Here is a 14,724-nt window from a genome sequence, read left to right as displayed (position 1 = left end):
GGGGCCTCGGGCCTCTCCCCTTTTTTGCTGTCGGACAATACGGGCATGAGGGGCATCGAGCCCCCCATGCCCGTGCCGCGACTGTCGTCGCGGCGGGGATGCCTCAAGCCGCTAGCCGCTTCTCGACTTCCTCGATTCCGAGCTTCCGGATCTTGCCGACCAGCTCATCGAGGCGCTTGGGTGCCAGCTTCAGCAGACCGGACTTTTCGACCGCCTGAATCATCTGCTCCCGCTCCTTGTCCGCCAGCTTCTGCCGACGCTCTTCCAACCTGCGTGCGTCCTCTTCGATCGCCGCTCTTTCCTGTTCCAATGTGCGTGCCATAGGGGCCTCTTGGTTCACGCTGATCGGGCTATGAACGGTGACGTTATAGCCGCTGATCTGGTTGGCCGGAAGATGCAGTTGAGCGTGGCGGCTCGGCGGTCCTTCGGCCCGCCGACCGGGGCTCTATTCGCTAGGCCGCCGACGCCCCTTCGGGCCGCCGCCGACCAAGCTCACGGAGCCAACGCTGGCGCGTTGTCTCCGCCCGGTGGGGTAACGATCCCCTGCCGTCCGACGGTGGACGGGGCCACCGTCGATGGCGCGCTGGGTCTTCGCCCCATGCGCGCTGGGACGGTATCGCTCCGCTCGCATCCCGCGGTCGAACCCGGAATCATTCGCCCGCGACCGGCATTCCAACGATGCTGAAGCAGCGCCGGGGACCCTCAGCCGGTTCCGTCCAAAGGACGGCTTTGAACCTCGCCGGACTCGGAAACGACCCCCGTCCAGAAACGCCAACAGACGACCCGGAGCAGGGGATCAATCTCTAAGGATTAGCACACCTTACGCACCAAGGTGCATGACTTTTCCTTTGTTTTACAAATGGTTATCCATTGAATAACGTGTGGGACGTTGTGGGACACGTTTCGGCAGGATCGAATATCCTGCAATTCCAAAGGCTTGGGCGTGCTACAAGCGAACACGCCATTTCGGCCTTCCCGGATTTTCTTGCCCCGTAGCCCGGCCCACGCTATAAGCGGGACACTTTTTGAGACCCCGCCAGCCTCCCTGCTAGGAGGCTTGGTTTGACCACCGCTTTCAAGCACTGCACGGTCCGGCTCGATCGTGAGAAGTACAATCGTGTCGTCGCCATTGCGGCCGAGCGCGATTGCAGCCCCTCCGAACTGATCAGGAGCGCCGTTGACGCCTTCCTGACGTCGGCCGATCTCATCACAGCCAGCCAGCGCCGATTGGCGCGGATAAGCGAGTTCCAGCAACTCGCGCTCGACATCATTATCCGCGAGCAATTCCCCGAGTTTCGCGACCGGATCATCGCGGAAACCGACAAGCGCCTGGTGCAATATCATGGCGCGTAAGGACATCCGCTCGAACGGGCAGAACATCCCGCTGACCCACCATTCGGCGCGCGGTCAGGTCCATCGCAACTCGGGCAATTTCACCCGCGGCAGCCAGCTTCTCACCCATGAGATACTGATGTGGTTCTCGGGCGCCAAACTGCCGTTCGTCGTCTGGTTTTTCGTCTTCCTCGCGGCCTGGTTCATCATCCTGTCGATCAAGCTGGACGAACACGGGTTCCAGCTCATCTGCATGAAGCTCTACGCGACGCTCTGGAACTGGGTCGATCTCAATCCCAACAAGCGCGTCAACGTCACGCTCCCGACCGGCGAAATCATGCGAACGATCATGCCCGTCGTCCCGCACATCCCTGAGGTTCAGCAGGCCTGGTCCGTCGCCATGCGTGGCCTCCTCGGCTCCTTCCTCGTTTCGGTCTTTGTCGTCCTTCCGCTATCCCTCTGGTTCGTCGATATCTCGCGCCGGCGCGGCAAGTATATCCTTCAGGAGCGGCATGAGCGAGGGGCGATGCTGGTGACGCGTGACATCCTCTATTCGGAGGTCAGCCAGCACAATTTCGCCAAATATGAAGAGGAAGCCCGCCAGCACTTCCCCGGCATGTCACCGGCCAAGGTCCTGCAGCTCCCATTCGCGGAGCGCAAAGCGGCCGGCATCCATCATCCCTACTCGCTCGCCGGCATTCCCTATCCGCACCGGATGGAGCAGTCGCACACGATGCTGATCGGGACCACCGGCTCGGGCAAGACCACCGAGCTGCGCAGCCTGGTCCGGCAGATGCGCGACCGCCAGGACACCGCCGTCATCTTCGACCTGACCGGTGCCTATGTCGAAGCCTTCTACGACCCGGCGCGCGATACGATCCTCAATCCGATGGACCTGCGATGCCCGGCCTGGTCGATCTTCAATGATTGCCGCACCCACAGCGAATTCACCGCCGCGGCCGCCGCGCTGATCCCCTCCGACGGTGGATCGTCCGATCCCTTCTGGGCGCTCGCCGCGCGGACCCTGTTCATCGAGATGTGCGTCCGTCTGCAGGAGCGCGGACAGACCACCAATCTCGCATTGTCAGAGAACCTGATGACCGCCGATCTGAAGCGCGTCCACCGCTTCCTCGCCAACACCATCGCCGATCCGCTGACGGCCCCTGAAGCCGCCCGCATGGCCGAATCGATCCGCGCCGTGTTCAATACCAACGCGCAGGTTCTCCGCTTCCTGCCCGACACCGGCGAGCCCTTCTCGATCCGCGACTGGATCACGCGCGACAAGAAGCCCGGCAGCATCCTGTTCATCACCTCCAACTATGTCGATCTGCCGATGAACCGGGCGCTGCTGACGCTGTGGATGGACCTCACGATCAACCGCCTCATGACCATGCCGCGCACCCGCTCGCTGCGCACCTGGTTCATGTTCGATGAGCTTGGCGCGCTCCATAAACTGCCCGCGATCGAAAACGGCCTGCAGACCGCCCGCGCCTTCGGCGGCGCCATGATCCTCGGTATCCACAGCTTCGAAAAACTGGTCGAGGTCTACGGCGAACAGGGTGCCCGCAACCTGGCCTCGCTCGCCCGCTCCAAGCTGATCCTCGCCACCGCCGATCTCGACACCGCCGAGCAATGCGCGCGCTATATCGGCAACCGCGAGGTGCGCCAGATGGATGAGGCGTACAGCTATGGCTACAACAACACCCGCGACGCCTCGACCCTGACGCCCCGCAAGCAGGTCGAACCGCTCGTCATCGCCGACGACATCACGAACCTGCCGTCGATGCACGGCTTCGTGAAATTCCCCGACGGCTTCCCCGCCGCCCGGATATTGCTCGAGTGGAAGGACTACCCGCAAGTCGCGGAGGGCTTCATTCCACGGCCCGATTTGCAGCCCGTCCGGTCGAGGCGCGGAGAGGAAGTCTTTGGCGGGGACGGCGGCGAAGCAGGCGGGCGTGATGGCGCCCTGCAGATCGTGGAAGAGGTGGTCGACGCCACCAATATCGCGAAGGAGATGGCGGCGCGGATCCTCTCCGATCCGATCGAGGAGGAGAATGCGGAAACCGCCCGCAGAGCATCCCAGCGCAGTGACGATCGTGATGAGCAGTCGCCGCCGACCACCCACGCCGCCGACAAGGCACAGGCGGCGCGCGGCAATGGCGAGGAGCAGACGACAGCCCCGCGCGATCGTGATGATCGGCGCGACGGCCACCACGCCCAGCGCGCGCCACAGGTCGAGGATCAGACCCTCGTCGAGCTGCGCCAGGCGTTCACTCCTGGACGCGACGACGACAGCATGGACATGGGGATCTAGCCCATGCTCTCGGTCGCCCCCGTCCGCTCCGCATCCGGCGCTGCGAACTACTTCGCCAAGGACGACTTCAAGGACAATTATTACACCGCCGACGGTTCGTCCGAAGTCAGCATGTGGGAAGGGGAGGGCGCCGACGCGCTCGGCCTGCAGGGCGAGGTGTCAAAGGACGCCTTCGAAGCAATCCTACACGGCATACTCCCCAATGGCGAAGGGGTCGCGAGGCACGAAAACCGGCGTGCTGGGGTGGACCTCACATTCTCGATGCCGAAGTCGGCATCGGTCATGGCCTATATCGCCGGCGACAAACGCGTGCTCGACGCCAATATGGCGGCCGTCCGCAAGACGATGGCATGGGTCGAAAAGAACCTCGCCGAAGGCCGCAAGGATGTCGAGGGACGCAAGGTGCCGGTGCAGACCGGCAATCTCGTCTACGCGCTCTTCCAGCACGACACGAGCCGCGCGCTCGATCCCCAGGCCCATATCCATGCCGTCATCGCCAATCTCACCAAGATGCCCGACGGCAAATGGCAGGCGCTTCATGCCGACAGAATCTGGAGCAGCAACACCACGATCGGCTCGATCTACCACGCCTTCCTGCGGGAGGGCTTGGAGACGCTCGGCTACCAGATCGACGCCAAGGGCAAGCACGGCACCTTCGAGATTTCCGGGGTGCCGAAGGCGGTCCTCGAGGCGTTCAGCCAGCGGCGTGAACAGATCCTCGAAAAGGCCGCAGAACTCGGGATCGTATCCCCGAAGGGACGCCTCGCCGTCACGGCAAACACGCGAGATCCCAAGCTCAACGTCGAGGATCGCGACGGCCTTCAAAAGGACTGGATCGACAAGGCGGCTGCGCTCGGTTTCGACGGGAAGGGCCTAGTCGCCTCCGCCGTGGCGCGCGCGGGTCACTCGCTTGCCGACAGCAAATTGGAACGGGGCTTCCGCGCGGTCAGCGAAGCCATCAGCGGTGCGCGTGAAAAGCTCGGTAGCTTCCTTCGCCCGCATGATCCGCTCGTCGACAGCGCGCTCTCGCGCGTGACCCAATCGCCGGCCGAGGCACGAACCCAACTCGCGGTCGCATCGGCCGTCCGGATCCTCTCGGAGCGCGAGGCGGCCTTCAACGTCAATCTCGTCGCGAAGACGGCGCTCGATCTCGGCCTGAAGGGCGTGACGATCGATACCGTCGAGCGCCGCATCGCGCAGATGGTGGAGAAACGGCAGCTCATCCCGGGCGCCGTGCGCGACGGCGACAAGGGCATCCGCATGGTGACGACGCAGGAGGCGCTCCGCACCGAGGAGAGCATCCTGAAGGCGGTGGCAGCGGGTAGCGGCAGGGCATCGCCCATGATCGCGGCCAGCGACGCGCCGTCGCGACTGCAGGCTGCTGCAACACGGGCTCTCAATCCTGGCCAGCTCGCCGCCGCGACGCTCATCGTTTCGTCGGCCGACCGCACCGTCACTGTGCAGGGCGTCGCCGGCGCCGGCAAGTCGACCATGCTGCAGGCGGTCGCGCGAATGGCCGAGGCGCAGGGCCGCGACATCACCGGCCTTGCTTTCCAGAACAAGATGGTCGCGGACCTGGCAGAGAGTGCCGGCATCAAGAGCCAGACGATCGCATCGTTCGTGCTGGCGAACGAGCGGTACATCAGCGAGCGCGATACCCCGCGCTACGACGCAGCCCGGGCGAAACTCGACGGCACCATGCTGGTCGTCGACGAGACGTCGATGGTCTCGAGCGACGACATGCTCAAGCTGCACCAGATCGCGCAAGCGCTGGGCGTGGACAAGCTGGTCCTGGTCGGCGATCGCCAGCAGCTCTCGTCGATCGACGCCGGCAAGTCGTTCGCGATGATCCAGGCGGGCGGCGGCACGATGGCGCGGATGGACGAGAATATCCGTCAGCGCACCGACACGCTGCGCACGGTCGCTGCCCTTGCCAATGTCGGCAAGGCCGGCGAGGCATTGAAGGTTCTTGGGCGCAATGTCGTCGAAAGCGCGAGCCCCGCCGATGCCGCCGCCGAAATGTGGCTGGGGCTCTCCTCGGCGGATCGCGAAGCCACCGCCGTCTTCGCCTCGGGCCGTGCCTCGAGAGCGGTCATCAATCAGCGCATTCAAGACGGACTGGCGGCAGAGGGTAGCGTGAGGGGGGAGGGCATCCACCTCACCGTCTATGAGCGCGTCAACCTGACCCGGGAGGAACTGCGCTACGCGTCGAGCTACCGGCAGGGCCAGACGCTCGATGTCGGCCGCGGGGGCGCTCAGGACGTCGGCCTTGAGCAGGGTCGCTACGACATCACCAAAGTGCTGCCCAACGGCAAGGTCGAGCTGAACGACGGCCGAAGGAAGATCCGCTTCGATCCGCAAAAGCTGTCGCCAACCGAGAAGCGCGACCGGCTCGAGCTCACCGAAAAGAAGGACCTCCACCTGCGCGAAGGCGACAAGATCCGCTGGACCGTCAACGACAAGGACCGCGGGCTGCACAATTCCGCGCTCGCCCGCGTGCTCACCGTCGACGCGAACGGCGTCACCGTCGAAACCGCCGGCAAACAGCGGTTCACCCTCGATTTGGGCGATCCGATGCTGTCGCGGCTCGACCTTGCCTACAGCCTCAACATGCACATGGCGCAGGGCATCACGACCGACAAGGCGATCACCGTCATGTCGAGCCACGAGCGGAATCTCTCCAACCAGCGTCTGTTCAACGTCGGCGTCACCCGCGTGCGTGACGATCTGACGATGGTGGTCGACGACAAGGAGAAGCTGGAGCGTCAGCTCGACCTGAACCCCGGCAACAAGACCTCCGCGCTCGAAACGCTCGGCCGCCTCGATATCGATGGCAAGAAGGGGCCGAGGAAGCCCGAGAAATTCGACCCCGGCCTGATCGACGGCATCGATCTGTCGGATCTGCCGCCCATGCCCACCGATCTTCCGCCCCTTCCCGACCGCGCCGCCAAGCCTGCGGAGCCGGCGAAGGGCGCCGATCTCAAGGCGCCCCCGGATCTCAAGCCCGACCGCGGCGACGTGGTGCCGCCGCTGCCGGAGCGCAGTCTGGGCCTCGATTTGTAAGTGCATACCCGCCGGCATGGTGCCGGGGGCAATTTAGGGAGACTGACTATGGCTGGTTGGGATTTCGAAGAAGCAGGCAAATTCGGCAGCGAACGCGCCGCTGAAGATTATGCCAAGCGCAACAACATCGACGTGCGCGACATCCGCACCCGCCGGAAGGGTGACCAGGTCGAACTGGAGATCCGTCGCTCCGCGCTCGATGGCCGCTCGCTGCGCGACAGCGGCGAGGGCCGCCGCGACGGTTGGACCTGAGCGGGAGGGGACGGTGGTGAATACCCTGCACAACCGTCCGGATCTCCGCACCAGCCCGGCCCACAATTCCCGGCGTCCTCGCGCCCGTCGGCGATTTGCGCGAGCCGATCCCGTCGACTCGTACCGCGTTGCATGAGGAAACTTTACCCATGAAAACCTGCGTCCTCGCTCTCGCCACCGCTGCGGCCCTCGCCTCGCCCGCAACCGCACAAAAACTTGGCAAGGGAGGCACCGGCGTCGACGAGAGTTCGGAACTGCCGCAGTGCAGCCAGTCGCTCGGCATCGTCGCTCTCGTTGAAGATAGCAGCGTCGCCGGAGTTGAAGAGCAGCTTCCCCCTGGCATGCGGGCACTTGTGCAACTCGCCGAGCGCCAGAACGGCGGGTCGACCGCGCGCGTGGATCCGCTGCCGCTCCTGAAGCTGCTCGTGGCCCGATCGGGCTGCTTTCAGGTGGCCGAGCGCGGCGAGACATTCGACGCGCTGCAGAAGGAGCGCCTTCTTGCCGCTGGCGGCTCCGTCGAGAATGGCTCGGCCCTGACCGGCGCAACCCTGAAGGCGGCCGACTATCTCCTGACCGCCCAGGTCCTCTATACCGACGACAACGGCAAGGGTGGCGGCGCTGGCGGCGGCATGTTCGGTTCGGCCGTGGGCCTCAAGACCAAGACCCTCGAATCCCAGACCATGTTGACCCTCGTCAACGTCAAGACCGGCATCCAGCAGGCCGTTGCGACCGGTTCCGCGCGAAAGAAGGACTATAGCGTGGTCGGTGGCGGTTTGCTGCTCAGTCTGGGCGTCGGCGCGCTAGGCGGTGCATATACGAACACGGACCCGGGCAAAGTGCTTAGCCTCGCCATGCTGGACGCCTTCAGGAAGCTGACGCTCGACGCGCAGCGGCGGATCGCGCCTGTCGCCACGACCCCGCCTGCAGCGCCACCCACGGCGGCCACGAAGCCGGTCCCGGCCAGGAGAAACTGAGAAAAGGGGGAGGGGGCGATGGACATTGGGCGAGGTTCTTTTCGTGCTGAAGGGACGGGTCGGCCGAGGGCCATTTACAATCCTGACCGTCGTCGGTTGGGGAATGGCATTCGGATTCGTTCGCTATAATCCCGTCGCGGTGCTGCAGCACAGTAGCGCCCAAACCATCGCGGTTCCTTGGGTTCGCGCTGCTCTTGCTCTGGATCAGTGTGGCCATCCCGCGCTACGCATAATCGATGCCTTCGGAGAGCATGCGGAAGTCGGGCTGGGCGTCGCTGGCCTTCTTCTCGTTGGGCACGATGTCGATCTCGGCCCGGATCGTCAGCATCCCGAGCTGACCCTTGAAGCCGCCATTCGAATTGCGGGTGACATGTCCGATTGCAGGCATTGATAAGTCTCCTTCTTTCGCCCCGAACCATTTCCGGGCGACAGCTGACCTCAAAGGGACGGCCGGGAGCCGGGGCCATGAACCCGAAGGGCCGGAGCGGCAGCGGAGGACCGGAGCGAAGCGCTCATTTGTGAGCGAAGCGGCCGCGAGGAGCCCGTGCAAACGGGCGGGGAAATGAGTACGAGAGCGATGGTTTCGAGGGCCCGGCAGCTTTCCCAGGTCAAAGCCAGGCGCCGGGAAACGGGACCTGGGGCGATCTCAAGGAGACCAATGCCAGCCATCGGTATCCCACGCGCCCGAGACTATGCCAGCGGCCCGGGGGAACGAGAGATGCGCTGATTCCGGGCTCTCAAGCGTGACCTACGACCGGCCGGCTCGCATCCAGACCGGCGTTCCCGCCTATCGCCGGCGCTCGGAGATTCGCTTCTGGCCCCCGGCCAAGCTTCCGTTCGTGGACCAGCGAAACGCATGGCGGCCGGGGGCGCGAGGCCGCGACCTTCGCTCACTCCGGACCGAGCTGCTCGCCGTCGACTTCAATGCGCACCTTCGATGGATAGAAGGAGAGGCAGTCACGAATAGGGTCGGCCTCGCCGAACGGCGCCGGATAGGTCCAGGCCGCGTCCTCGACGCGTTTGCCTTCGACCTCGACATGCCAGTGCCGGGCCTCGCCCTTGTAAGGGCACTGCGTCACCTTTTGGCTGCGGGTCAGAAACTTGGTCCGAACCGCCTCGGGCGGCAAACAGAAGCGGGGCGGAAGGCTGGTTTCGAAGAGGATTAGCGCCCCGCCGGCTGTCGGCGATCGTCTCGCCGCCGAATTCCACGCGGACGCGCTTCGGGAATTCCTCCCAATAGAGGGTCTGTTCCGGCCCTTGCCGCTCGAAATTGAAGGAGCCGGCGCCTTCGGAGCAAAGGGCGCTCGCCCGATGGTCAAGGCCATGATGAACTCTCCTTCCCGGCAAAAATTTTTCCGATGCGCATCACGGGCACGTCGCCGTTGAAATCACGAACAGGGCTTCGACCCGCGGGTTCCGCGCAACGGGAGAAGTCGCCGCGCGGATCGGCTCATCGGTTCGCGCGATCATCAGAGCTTGGCAAAGCGCCGGCTGCGCGAACAGGGGCGCCGCGCAGCCGGCGGCCGCAGGGGCGTGCGGCATGAAAGGCCGCGGGGGCTGGCGGCCTCACCCTTAGTTCGCGGCAAGCCGGGAAAAGGTTACTTAGGCCGATCGCTGGGCCACACAACAAATGCCGATTGTGCGCCAGGCGCCAGCGTGGCAGCAATCCGGTATGACGCCGAAGGAAGCCCTACGACGCACCTGCTCCCGGGCACCGCTCCGGCGCTCGCTCACAGTGGCGGTCGCCGTGGGAACGGTTCTCAACGCGATCAATCAAGGGCCGGAGCTGATCGCCGGCCATCCGCTGATCATCTGGAAGTTCGCGCTCAATTATTTCGTGCCGTTCGCGGTGGCGAGCTACGGCTGCTACTGGGCATTCCGGAGCTCGGACTGAAGGGCTTCCCGCCGCGACCCCCATCGGCTGCAGTCACCAGCGCAGGAGGGGGGCCCGACGAGCAGGCCGATTACTCCGGCCGCGAAAATGCCTGCCGTGTACCAGCTCGCTAGGAACGTCGCGGTCGTCTCGGGGCAGAAGAGCGCATAGACAACCGCCACGGTAGAGCCGGCGGTCACTCCCGCGAGCAAGCCGGCAAGCCGCAGTCGCGTCGGCGCCAGCCGCTTGAACGCCCAGGCGACCCCGAGCAGCACCGGCACCATGGTGATCGCGACAAGGCAGGTTTGCCACGTCGAGCCAAGCCACAGCTGCTCGCGAACGCCCGGCGCGCTCATCATCTGGACCGAGAGCTTTTTCGCTCCCGATGCGCCCGTGCTCGAAGAGCAGGATTATGCCACCTTGAAACCGTCGCAACTGGTGAGGCGCAAGGTGCGTCTGCATCCCGCGACGCGGATCGCGCGCTTCGAAACGCCGGCCGTGACGATCTGGCAGGCGCACCGCGCCGGCGGCGAGTTCGAGGAACTCGAGCCCGAATGGAAAGCAGAGAGTGCGCTCGTCACCCGCCGCAGCAGCCGGGATCAGCGTGAATCTCATCGACGAGGCCGCCCATGCCATGCTCGCCGCAATCAAGAGCGGCCACCCTCTCGGGTCCGCGATCACCGCCACTGCCGAATCCCACCCGGACGCGGACCTCTCGAAATCGCTGACGACGATCATTTCGACCGCGGCCCTCACGATCAGGCCCTTGGAGGACGGCAGACCATGGTGACCGTTGCTGAGGGACGTCCGGGATTGTGGACGCCGTTCCGTCTTTTCGCCCGCGCGGCGGAAGCGATCCCGAGCTGGCTTCTCCCGCTGATCCAGCGGGTCGGCATCGCGGCCGTGTTCTTCCCCAGTCAGGCCGGACGAAGGTCGAGGGCATCTTCACCCTGACCGACAGCACCTTCTATCTGTTCCAGACCGAATACCGGCTGCCGTTCATCGCTCCGGTCCCAGCGGCGTACATTGCCGCCGCGTCCGAGCACATATTCCCGATCCTGCTCGTGCTGGGCTTATTCACCCGGCTTTCGGCGCTCGCTTTGTTCATCATGACGCTGACGATCGAGATTTTCGTCTATCCCGACGCGTGGCCGACGCATCTGAGCTGGCCGCCATCCTGATCCCCCTGATCGCCCGCGGCGGGGGCAGGGTCTCGCTCGACCATCTATTGCGCATCCCATGACGCCGGACATCGAACCCTTGGCGGCGGAGTAGCGCCTCGGTAGCGCGAGAAGCGATCGACGGCATCGAATCTCCGCTCGGTGCCGAATGGCGGTTCCACCTTCCGCGACGTCGGCCTTCCCGCGTCTTCAATCTAATTGGAGCGCTCCGGTGATTCCTACGCCGCGAGCGCGTCAAGCACCGGGCAGTTGGGGACGGTGCCGCCTGAACATTGCGACGCAGTCTTGGCCAGGATGCTCTCGATACGGTTCAGGTCGCGGATCTTCGCGCGAATGTCCGCGAGATGCGTCTCCGTCCGCTCCTTCACTTCGGCGCAAGTCTGGCCGGCGACGTCGATGAGCGTGAGGAGCCCGCGGATTTCCTCGATCGAGAAGCCGAGCTCCCGCGCGCGGAGAATGAAGCGGAGGCGAGCGACATGGGTCTGATCGTAGATGCGGTACCCGGCTGCCGTGCGTGGCGGATCGGGCATCATCCCGATATTCTCATAATAGCGGATGGTCTCGAGGTTGCATCCGGTCTGCCGCGCCAGCTGAGCCCGCTGCAAGCCTATCAGCTTATGGGTCATGCGAAAAAAAGTCCTTGAGCCTGTACGTTCTACAGACCTTATACGGTCTCTGTCTGAACGCAAGGTGATTCGCAATGGACACTCTCCAGCCGATCGCGCCCTCCGGATTTCAAGCGCCATGCCGGACCGCCGGAGCGAATCATCAACCAAACCAGCTTTGATCGATCGGCGCGACGTCGAGTGGCAAATAGTGGAAATGGCCAAAGCGGACGGGCCGCGCAGCCTCAATCCCGATGGGCTTTTGAAGCGGCTCGCGCGCATCGACGCCGGCTATTCACCCGCCGACATTCTCCGAATTCTCGAGCATGTTGCCCGGCGCCGCGGCTGCATGCCCGTGATCCAGGATGATCTGCTCGAGTTCTTTTCGGGGCTGGAAGAGTCGATCGCCCCCTCCCGTCGACCTTCCAGCTCCGTTCACGCTCTGCCCGCGCCCCGAGTCAATGCCCCGACTCGTGCGCGCGGGCAGAGCCCTTCGCTTCAAGGAATGCAGCCATGTCCATGCCGATGATTGTTCACCAGCGCTGGTGTGCCGCCTCGCGGGACACGCCGCTTTGGGCAAGGTCGCTTCTGGCCATTTCGGGCTCGCTGTTCGCCTTGATGGGGAGCCATCCTTGCGGCGGCCGGCGTATTCGCCACCTCGGACGGGTCGATCTTTTACATGCTCGCGGCCTCGGTCTCATCGCTTCAGGGACTTTGCTCGCCAGGCGGCACGTCGCGGGCGCCTGGGCCTACATGGCGGTCTACGCGGCCACGGTCCTCTGGTCGCTGCACGATGTAGGGCTCGGAGGTTCGTCGCTCCTGTACCGGCTGATGGGCCCGCTCGTCATGCTCTTCATGATCGGCGCATTGTTGCCGGCACTGTGTAATTGGAGCCGAAGCAGGACCATAGGTATCTGCGCAGCCTGATGATCGGGACGGTCGCCATCGGCCTGATTGCCAGTAGCTCCGAAGTGGCTGGCCGCACGCCGCAAATCTCATTCGTGGGAGACCTTCGATGAAATGCGATTGGAGAAACGAGGTGCGCGTCGAATGTTTCACGCGCGCCGATCTTGTCCCCCCAACAATGTTCGGGGAAGCGGCCTGGGACGCTCTGCTTGCACTTTATGCCGACGAGCACAACGAGCTCACGCTGGACGGGCTCTCCGGTCTGGTCGGCGTTCCGGCGCCGTCTCTGCAGAAATCTCTCGTCGGACTGGAGCGGCAACGGCTAGTCAGGGGCGAACTCGACCATGACAGCGGCAAGATCCGTGCCGTTCTGACGCCCGGCGGCCAGCACCTGCTTTAGAAGTATCTTTCGGCAACGAACGCGCTGCAGGCCCGGCACTGCGAGCCCCCACAACGGTATTTCTTGCGAGCTTCGATCAAGCGATCGGCTTGAGCGGTCCAGTGCCTTTCGGGATCTTGATCTTAGTGCAGGTCCCTTTGGGGACCAGCCTGAACGCATTTGCCTTGGTAATCAACCTTGGACGTGTCGGCGCAGGTCGTTCCCGGTCCGGCCTGGCAATCATTCTGCGCGGCTCGCGCAAGGCCATAGCATTTCTCGACCGAACCCGTGCCCAGCTTGGCCATCGTGGCGTTCATCGCCGCCATATTGCCCTGCGCGGCCATGTTGCCGCCCATCGCCATGTTGCCCATCTCGGCGTTGGGAGCATTCGCCCCAGCGGTTTGCTGCTGGTTCTGGGAGTTTTGGGCGCCTTGGGTGCAGCCGGCGAGGATGGCGAACGCTGCGGTGGCAGTGGCGATTGCGGTAGCGCTCATGACTTTCCTCCTTCAAGACACAAAACCCCGATCCCTTTTCGTTGCACGTCAGTGGCCGGTTACTCGGAGGTGATATTCCGGCACTGGCTTTGCCAAATCGGGGATTGACCGGCCTCCACAAGTTCTCCGCACTCACGGAAGCCAATGATTCATTCTGGATCTTTTCGTCGCCAGATACTGATGATTGAATGGTGTTTCGCCACCAGTGAGAAGGATACGCTCCTCCACCGCAATACCAAATCGATGTAGGGCTCTGACCTTTTCGGGGTTATTCGTAAGCAGCCTGACGCTGGGTGCTCCGAGATCGTGCAACACCGCGGCTGCGCCCGCATAGTCCCGGGCGTCGATCGCAAGGCCAAGCTCGACATTGGCGTCGACGGTGTCGACGCCGGTATCCTGCAGAGCATAGGCCCTGATCTTGTTGGAAAGACCGATACCGCGACCCTCTTGCGTGTTAAGATAGATCAGTATGCCGTAATTGCTCGCGGCAATGATCGATAGTGCGGCATTAAGCTGATATCTGCAGTCACACCGGAGGGAGCCTAACGCGTCACCGGTCACGCAGGCGCTGTGAAGGCGCACGATCGGCAGCAAACCCTCGGAGTCTGCCGCGCGATGAACGAGCGCGATGAGTTCGTCCCTAGGCTGGTCGCGACGATATGCGTACGCCGACAAGACCCTCGACGTGCCATTAACGTCGAGCGGCAATGTCGTGCGAGCAACCCGAGAATATCCATTTATGGTCATCTTCAATCATTCCAAATGCTGACGTCTGATCGAACGCTTGCGAGCTCCTGAGCGCAGAGCCCCAAATGAGTGCCGGCGCGTCATGGACGTGGCCGTCTGGCGCTAGGTGACGTTCCGCGCAGCGTGCCGAAGGAGATTAGAGCGCGAGGGACGGCCGCCCAAAGCCTGGCATCGGGCAAAGATCACGAAGCACCTTGTTCTCCAACTCCGCGTCTCGAAGGAGAAACTTGACCACGTCGCCGATGCTGACGATGCCGCATAAGCAATTAGAGTCGAGCACCGACAGATGACGCGCCCTGCTTGCGGTCATTATCTCCATCGCCCGCCTGACGCTGTCATCCGGAGAACAGGTTGGTCCAGGAGGGCTCATCACGTCGCGAACCTTCAGCTTGACCAGGGCGGCGCCATGATTTGCGAAGCCAAGCAGAACATCACGTTCCGAAAGGAACCCGAGCAGCTTGCGGCCGTCGGTGCTGACAAGCAGGGCCCCGATCGCGTCAAGTCTCATCCGCTCAACGGCCTCGGTAATGGACGTGTCCGGCTCGGCCATGACCATCCAGTCACCTTTGGCCTTCAGAATTGCCGCTACAGTCATTTCATCGCT

At 63.8% G+C, this 14,724-nt stretch carries 18 protein-coding genes and 1 pseudogene; 11 read left to right on the top strand and 8 right to left on the bottom strand.

Features of this window, described 5'->3' with window-relative positions; translation table 11 throughout:
• Nucleotides 1-103 precede the first annotated feature (103 nt).
• Nucleotides 104-322: a hypothetical protein gene (locus OVY48_RS06340; protein WP_313922161.1), complete on the bottom strand. Its 219-nt coding sequence runs from the start codon at nt 320-322 to the stop codon at nt 104-106.
• Between the two features lie 740 nt (nt 323-1,062).
• On the opposite strand from OVY48_RS06340, the gene OVY48_RS06335 reads away from it, so the two are divergent.
• The 5 genes from OVY48_RS06335 (at nt 1,063) to OVY48_RS06315 (ending at nt 7,935) form a co-directional block, all read left to right on the top strand.
• A complete protein-coding gene (locus OVY48_RS06335; RefSeq protein WP_313922160.1) occupies nt 1,063-1,353 on the top strand; it encodes a hypothetical protein in 291 nt (96 codons plus the stop codon).
• Nucleotides 1,343-3,646: a type IV secretion system DNA-binding domain-containing protein gene (locus OVY48_RS06330; RefSeq protein ID WP_313922159.1), complete on the top strand. Its 2,304-nt coding sequence runs from the start codon at nt 1,343-1,345 to the stop codon at nt 3,644-3,646. The genes OVY48_RS06335 and OVY48_RS06330 overlap by 11 nt, the downstream gene beginning before the upstream one ends.
• 3 nt (nt 3,647-3,649) lie before the next feature.
• Nucleotides 3,650-6,709: a MobF family relaxase gene (mobF, locus tag OVY48_RS06325; protein WP_313922158.1), complete on the top strand. Its 3,060-nt coding sequence runs from the start codon at nt 3,650-3,652 to the stop codon at nt 6,707-6,709.
• A gap of 48 nt (nt 6,710-6,757) precedes the next feature.
• Nucleotides 6,758-6,961, top strand: a complete 204-nt coding sequence (locus OVY48_RS06320) for a hypothetical protein (RefSeq protein WP_313922157.1) — start codon at nt 6,758-6,760, stop codon at nt 6,959-6,961.
• Nucleotides 6,962-7,110: 149 nt separating this feature from the next.
• Nucleotides 7,111-7,935, top strand: a complete 825-nt coding sequence (locus OVY48_RS06315) for a CsgG/HfaB family protein (RefSeq protein WP_313922156.1) — start codon at nt 7,111-7,113, stop codon at nt 7,933-7,935.
• Nucleotides 7,936-8,158: 223 nt separating this feature from the next.
• On the opposite strand, the gene OVY48_RS06310 is transcribed toward OVY48_RS06315, so the two are convergent.
• Together OVY48_RS06310 and OVY48_RS06305 are read right to left on the bottom strand one after the other, a co-directional pair.
• Nucleotides 8,159-8,323, bottom strand: coding sequence for a DUF736 family protein (locus OVY48_RS06310; protein ID WP_313922155.1), 165 nt, complete (start codon nt 8,321-8,323; stop codon nt 8,159-8,161).
• Between the two features lie 502 nt (nt 8,324-8,825).
• Complete coding sequence (locus OVY48_RS06305) at nt 8,826-9,260, bottom strand: DUF427 domain-containing protein (protein ID WP_313922154.1); 435 nt, start codon at nt 9,258-9,260, stop codon at nt 8,826-8,828.
• Nucleotides 9,261-9,565: 305 nt separating this feature from the next.
• On the opposite strand from OVY48_RS06305, the gene OVY48_RS06300 reads away from it, so the two are divergent.
• The gene (locus OVY48_RS06300; protein WP_313922152.1) at nt 9,566-9,829 is read left to right on the top strand and encodes a hypothetical protein; all 264 of its coding nucleotides are present in this window, start codon (nt 9,566-9,568) and stop codon (nt 9,827-9,829) included.
• Here OVY48_RS06300 and OVY48_RS06295 read toward each other — a convergent pair.
• Complete coding sequence (locus OVY48_RS06295; protein WP_313922151.1) at nt 9,802-10,167, bottom strand: DUF1109 domain-containing protein; 366 nt, start codon at nt 10,165-10,167, stop codon at nt 9,802-9,804. The two genes, OVY48_RS06300 and OVY48_RS06295, sit on opposite strands and share 28 nt — an antisense overlap.
• 245 nt (nt 10,168-10,412) lie before the next feature.
• Between OVY48_RS06295 and OVY48_RS06290 the strand changes: the two genes are divergently transcribed.
• Together OVY48_RS06290 and OVY48_RS06285 are read left to right on the top strand one after the other, a co-directional pair.
• The gene (locus OVY48_RS06290; protein ID WP_313922237.1) at nt 10,413-10,598 is read left to right on the top strand and encodes a hypothetical protein; all 186 of its coding nucleotides are present in this window, start codon (nt 10,413-10,415) and stop codon (nt 10,596-10,598) included.
• Nucleotides 10,592-11,051, top strand: a pseudogene (locus OVY48_RS06285) (DoxX family protein). The gene OVY48_RS06290 and the pseudogene OVY48_RS06285 overlap by 7 nt, the downstream one beginning before the upstream one ends.
• Before the next feature lie 156 nt (nt 11,052-11,207).
• On the opposite strand, the gene OVY48_RS06280 reads toward OVY48_RS06285, so the two are convergent.
• The gene (locus tag OVY48_RS06280) at nt 11,208-11,615 is read right to left on the bottom strand and encodes a helix-turn-helix domain-containing protein (protein WP_313912178.1); all 408 of its coding nucleotides are present in this window, start codon (nt 11,613-11,615) and stop codon (nt 11,208-11,210) included.
• A 118-nt stretch (nt 11,616-11,733) separates the two neighbouring features.
• On the opposite strand from OVY48_RS06280, the gene OVY48_RS06275 reads away from it, so the two are divergent.
• From OVY48_RS06275 to OVY48_RS06265, 3 genes are all read left to right on the top strand, one after another.
• Nucleotides 11,734-12,123 (top strand): hypothetical protein, encoded by a 390-nt coding sequence (locus tag OVY48_RS06275; protein ID WP_313922150.1) that lies wholly within the window; start codon nt 11,734-11,736, stop codon nt 12,121-12,123.
• Nucleotides 12,108-12,521: a hypothetical protein gene (locus tag OVY48_RS06270; protein ID WP_313922149.1), complete on the top strand. Its 414-nt coding sequence runs from the start codon at nt 12,108-12,110 to the stop codon at nt 12,519-12,521. The genes OVY48_RS06275 and OVY48_RS06270 overlap by 16 nt, the downstream gene beginning before the upstream one ends.
• Before the next feature lie 88 nt (nt 12,522-12,609).
• Nucleotides 12,610-12,900 (top strand): hypothetical protein, encoded by a 291-nt coding sequence (locus OVY48_RS06265; RefSeq protein ID WP_313922148.1) that lies wholly within the window; start codon nt 12,610-12,612, stop codon nt 12,898-12,900.
• Nucleotides 12,901-13,022: 122 nt separating this feature from the next.
• Here OVY48_RS06265 and OVY48_RS23860 read toward each other — a convergent pair whose 3' ends face one another.
• From OVY48_RS23860 to OVY48_RS06250, 3 genes are all read right to left on the bottom strand, one after another.
• On the bottom strand, nt 13,023-13,373 hold the full coding sequence (locus OVY48_RS23860) for a DUF2282 domain-containing protein (protein WP_409592985.1): 351 nt from the start codon (nt 13,371-13,373) through the stop codon (nt 13,023-13,025).
• Nucleotides 13,374-13,505: 132 nt separating this feature from the next.
• On the bottom strand, nt 13,506-14,120 hold the full coding sequence (locus OVY48_RS06255) for a GTP cyclohydrolase II (protein WP_313922147.1): 615 nt from the start codon (nt 14,118-14,120) through the stop codon (nt 13,506-13,508).
• Between the two features lie 136 nt (nt 14,121-14,256).
• A complete protein-coding gene (locus tag OVY48_RS06250) occupies nt 14,257-14,715 on the bottom strand; it encodes a CBS domain-containing protein (protein WP_313922146.1) in 459 nt (152 codons plus the stop codon).
• Nucleotides 14,716-14,724: the final 9 nt, after the last annotated feature.

Source organism: Sphingobium sp. SA2, assembly GCF_032227065.1.
In the GTDB taxonomy this organism is placed as follows: Bacteria; Pseudomonadota; Alphaproteobacteria; order Sphingomonadales; family Sphingomonadaceae; genus Sphingobium.
The sequence above is the reverse complement of the archived record's forward strand: the minus strand, read 5'-3'. Positions and strand labels throughout refer to the sequence as shown.

Excerpts from the sequence above, each read along its gene's own strand:
- OVY48_RS06340 (WP_313922161.1), bottom strand. The coding sequence starts at position 322 with ATGGCACGCACATTGGAACAGGAAAGAGCGGCGATCGAAGAGGACGCA.
- OVY48_RS06330 (WP_313922159.1), top strand. The coding sequence starts at position 1,343 with ATGGCGCGTAAGGACATCCGCTCGAACGGGCAGAACATCCCGCTGACC.
- mobF (WP_313922158.1), top strand. The coding sequence starts at position 3,650 with ATGCTCTCGGTCGCCCCCGTCCGCTCCGCATCCGGCGCTGCGAACTAC.
- OVY48_RS06320 (WP_313922157.1), top strand. The coding sequence starts at position 6,758 with ATGGCTGGTTGGGATTTCGAAGAAGCAGGCAAATTCGGCAGCGAACGC.
- OVY48_RS06315 (WP_313922156.1), top strand. The coding sequence starts at position 7,111 with ATGAAAACCTGCGTCCTCGCTCTCGCCACCGCTGCGGCCCTCGCCTCG.
- OVY48_RS06310 (WP_313922155.1), bottom strand. The coding sequence starts at position 8,323 with ATGCCTGCAATCGGACATGTCACCCGCAATTCGAATGGCGGCTTCAAG.
- OVY48_RS06305 (WP_313922154.1), bottom strand. The coding sequence starts at position 9,260 with ATGGCCTTGACCATCGGGCGAGCGCCCTTTGCTCCGAAGGCGCCGGCT.
- OVY48_RS06300 (WP_313922152.1), top strand. The coding sequence starts at position 9,566 with ATGCCGATTGTGCGCCAGGCGCCAGCGTGGCAGCAATCCGGTATGACG.
- OVY48_RS06295 (WP_313922151.1), bottom strand. The coding sequence starts at position 10,167 with ATGATGAGCGCGCCGGGCGTTCGCGAGCAGCTGTGGCTTGGCTCGACG.
- OVY48_RS06280 (WP_313912178.1), bottom strand. The coding sequence starts at position 11,615 with ATGACCCATAAGCTGATAGGCTTGCAGCGGGCTCAGCTGGCGCGGCAG.
- OVY48_RS06275 (WP_313922150.1), top strand. The coding sequence starts at position 11,734 with ATGCCGGACCGCCGGAGCGAATCATCAACCAAACCAGCTTTGATCGAT.
- OVY48_RS06270 (WP_313922149.1), top strand. The coding sequence starts at position 12,108 with ATGTCCATGCCGATGATTGTTCACCAGCGCTGGTGTGCCGCCTCGCGG.
- OVY48_RS06265 (WP_313922148.1), top strand. The coding sequence starts at position 12,610 with ATGAAATGCGATTGGAGAAACGAGGTGCGCGTCGAATGTTTCACGCGC.
- OVY48_RS23860 (WP_409592985.1), bottom strand. The coding sequence starts at position 13,373 with ATGAGCGCTACCGCAATCGCCACTGCCACCGCAGCGTTCGCCATCCTC.
- OVY48_RS06255 (WP_313922147.1), bottom strand. The coding sequence starts at position 14,120 with ATGACCATAAATGGATATTCTCGGGTTGCTCGCACGACATTGCCGCTC.
- OVY48_RS06250 (WP_313922146.1), bottom strand. The coding sequence starts at position 14,715 with ATGACTGTAGCGGCAATTCTGAAGGCCAAAGGTGACTGGATGGTCATG.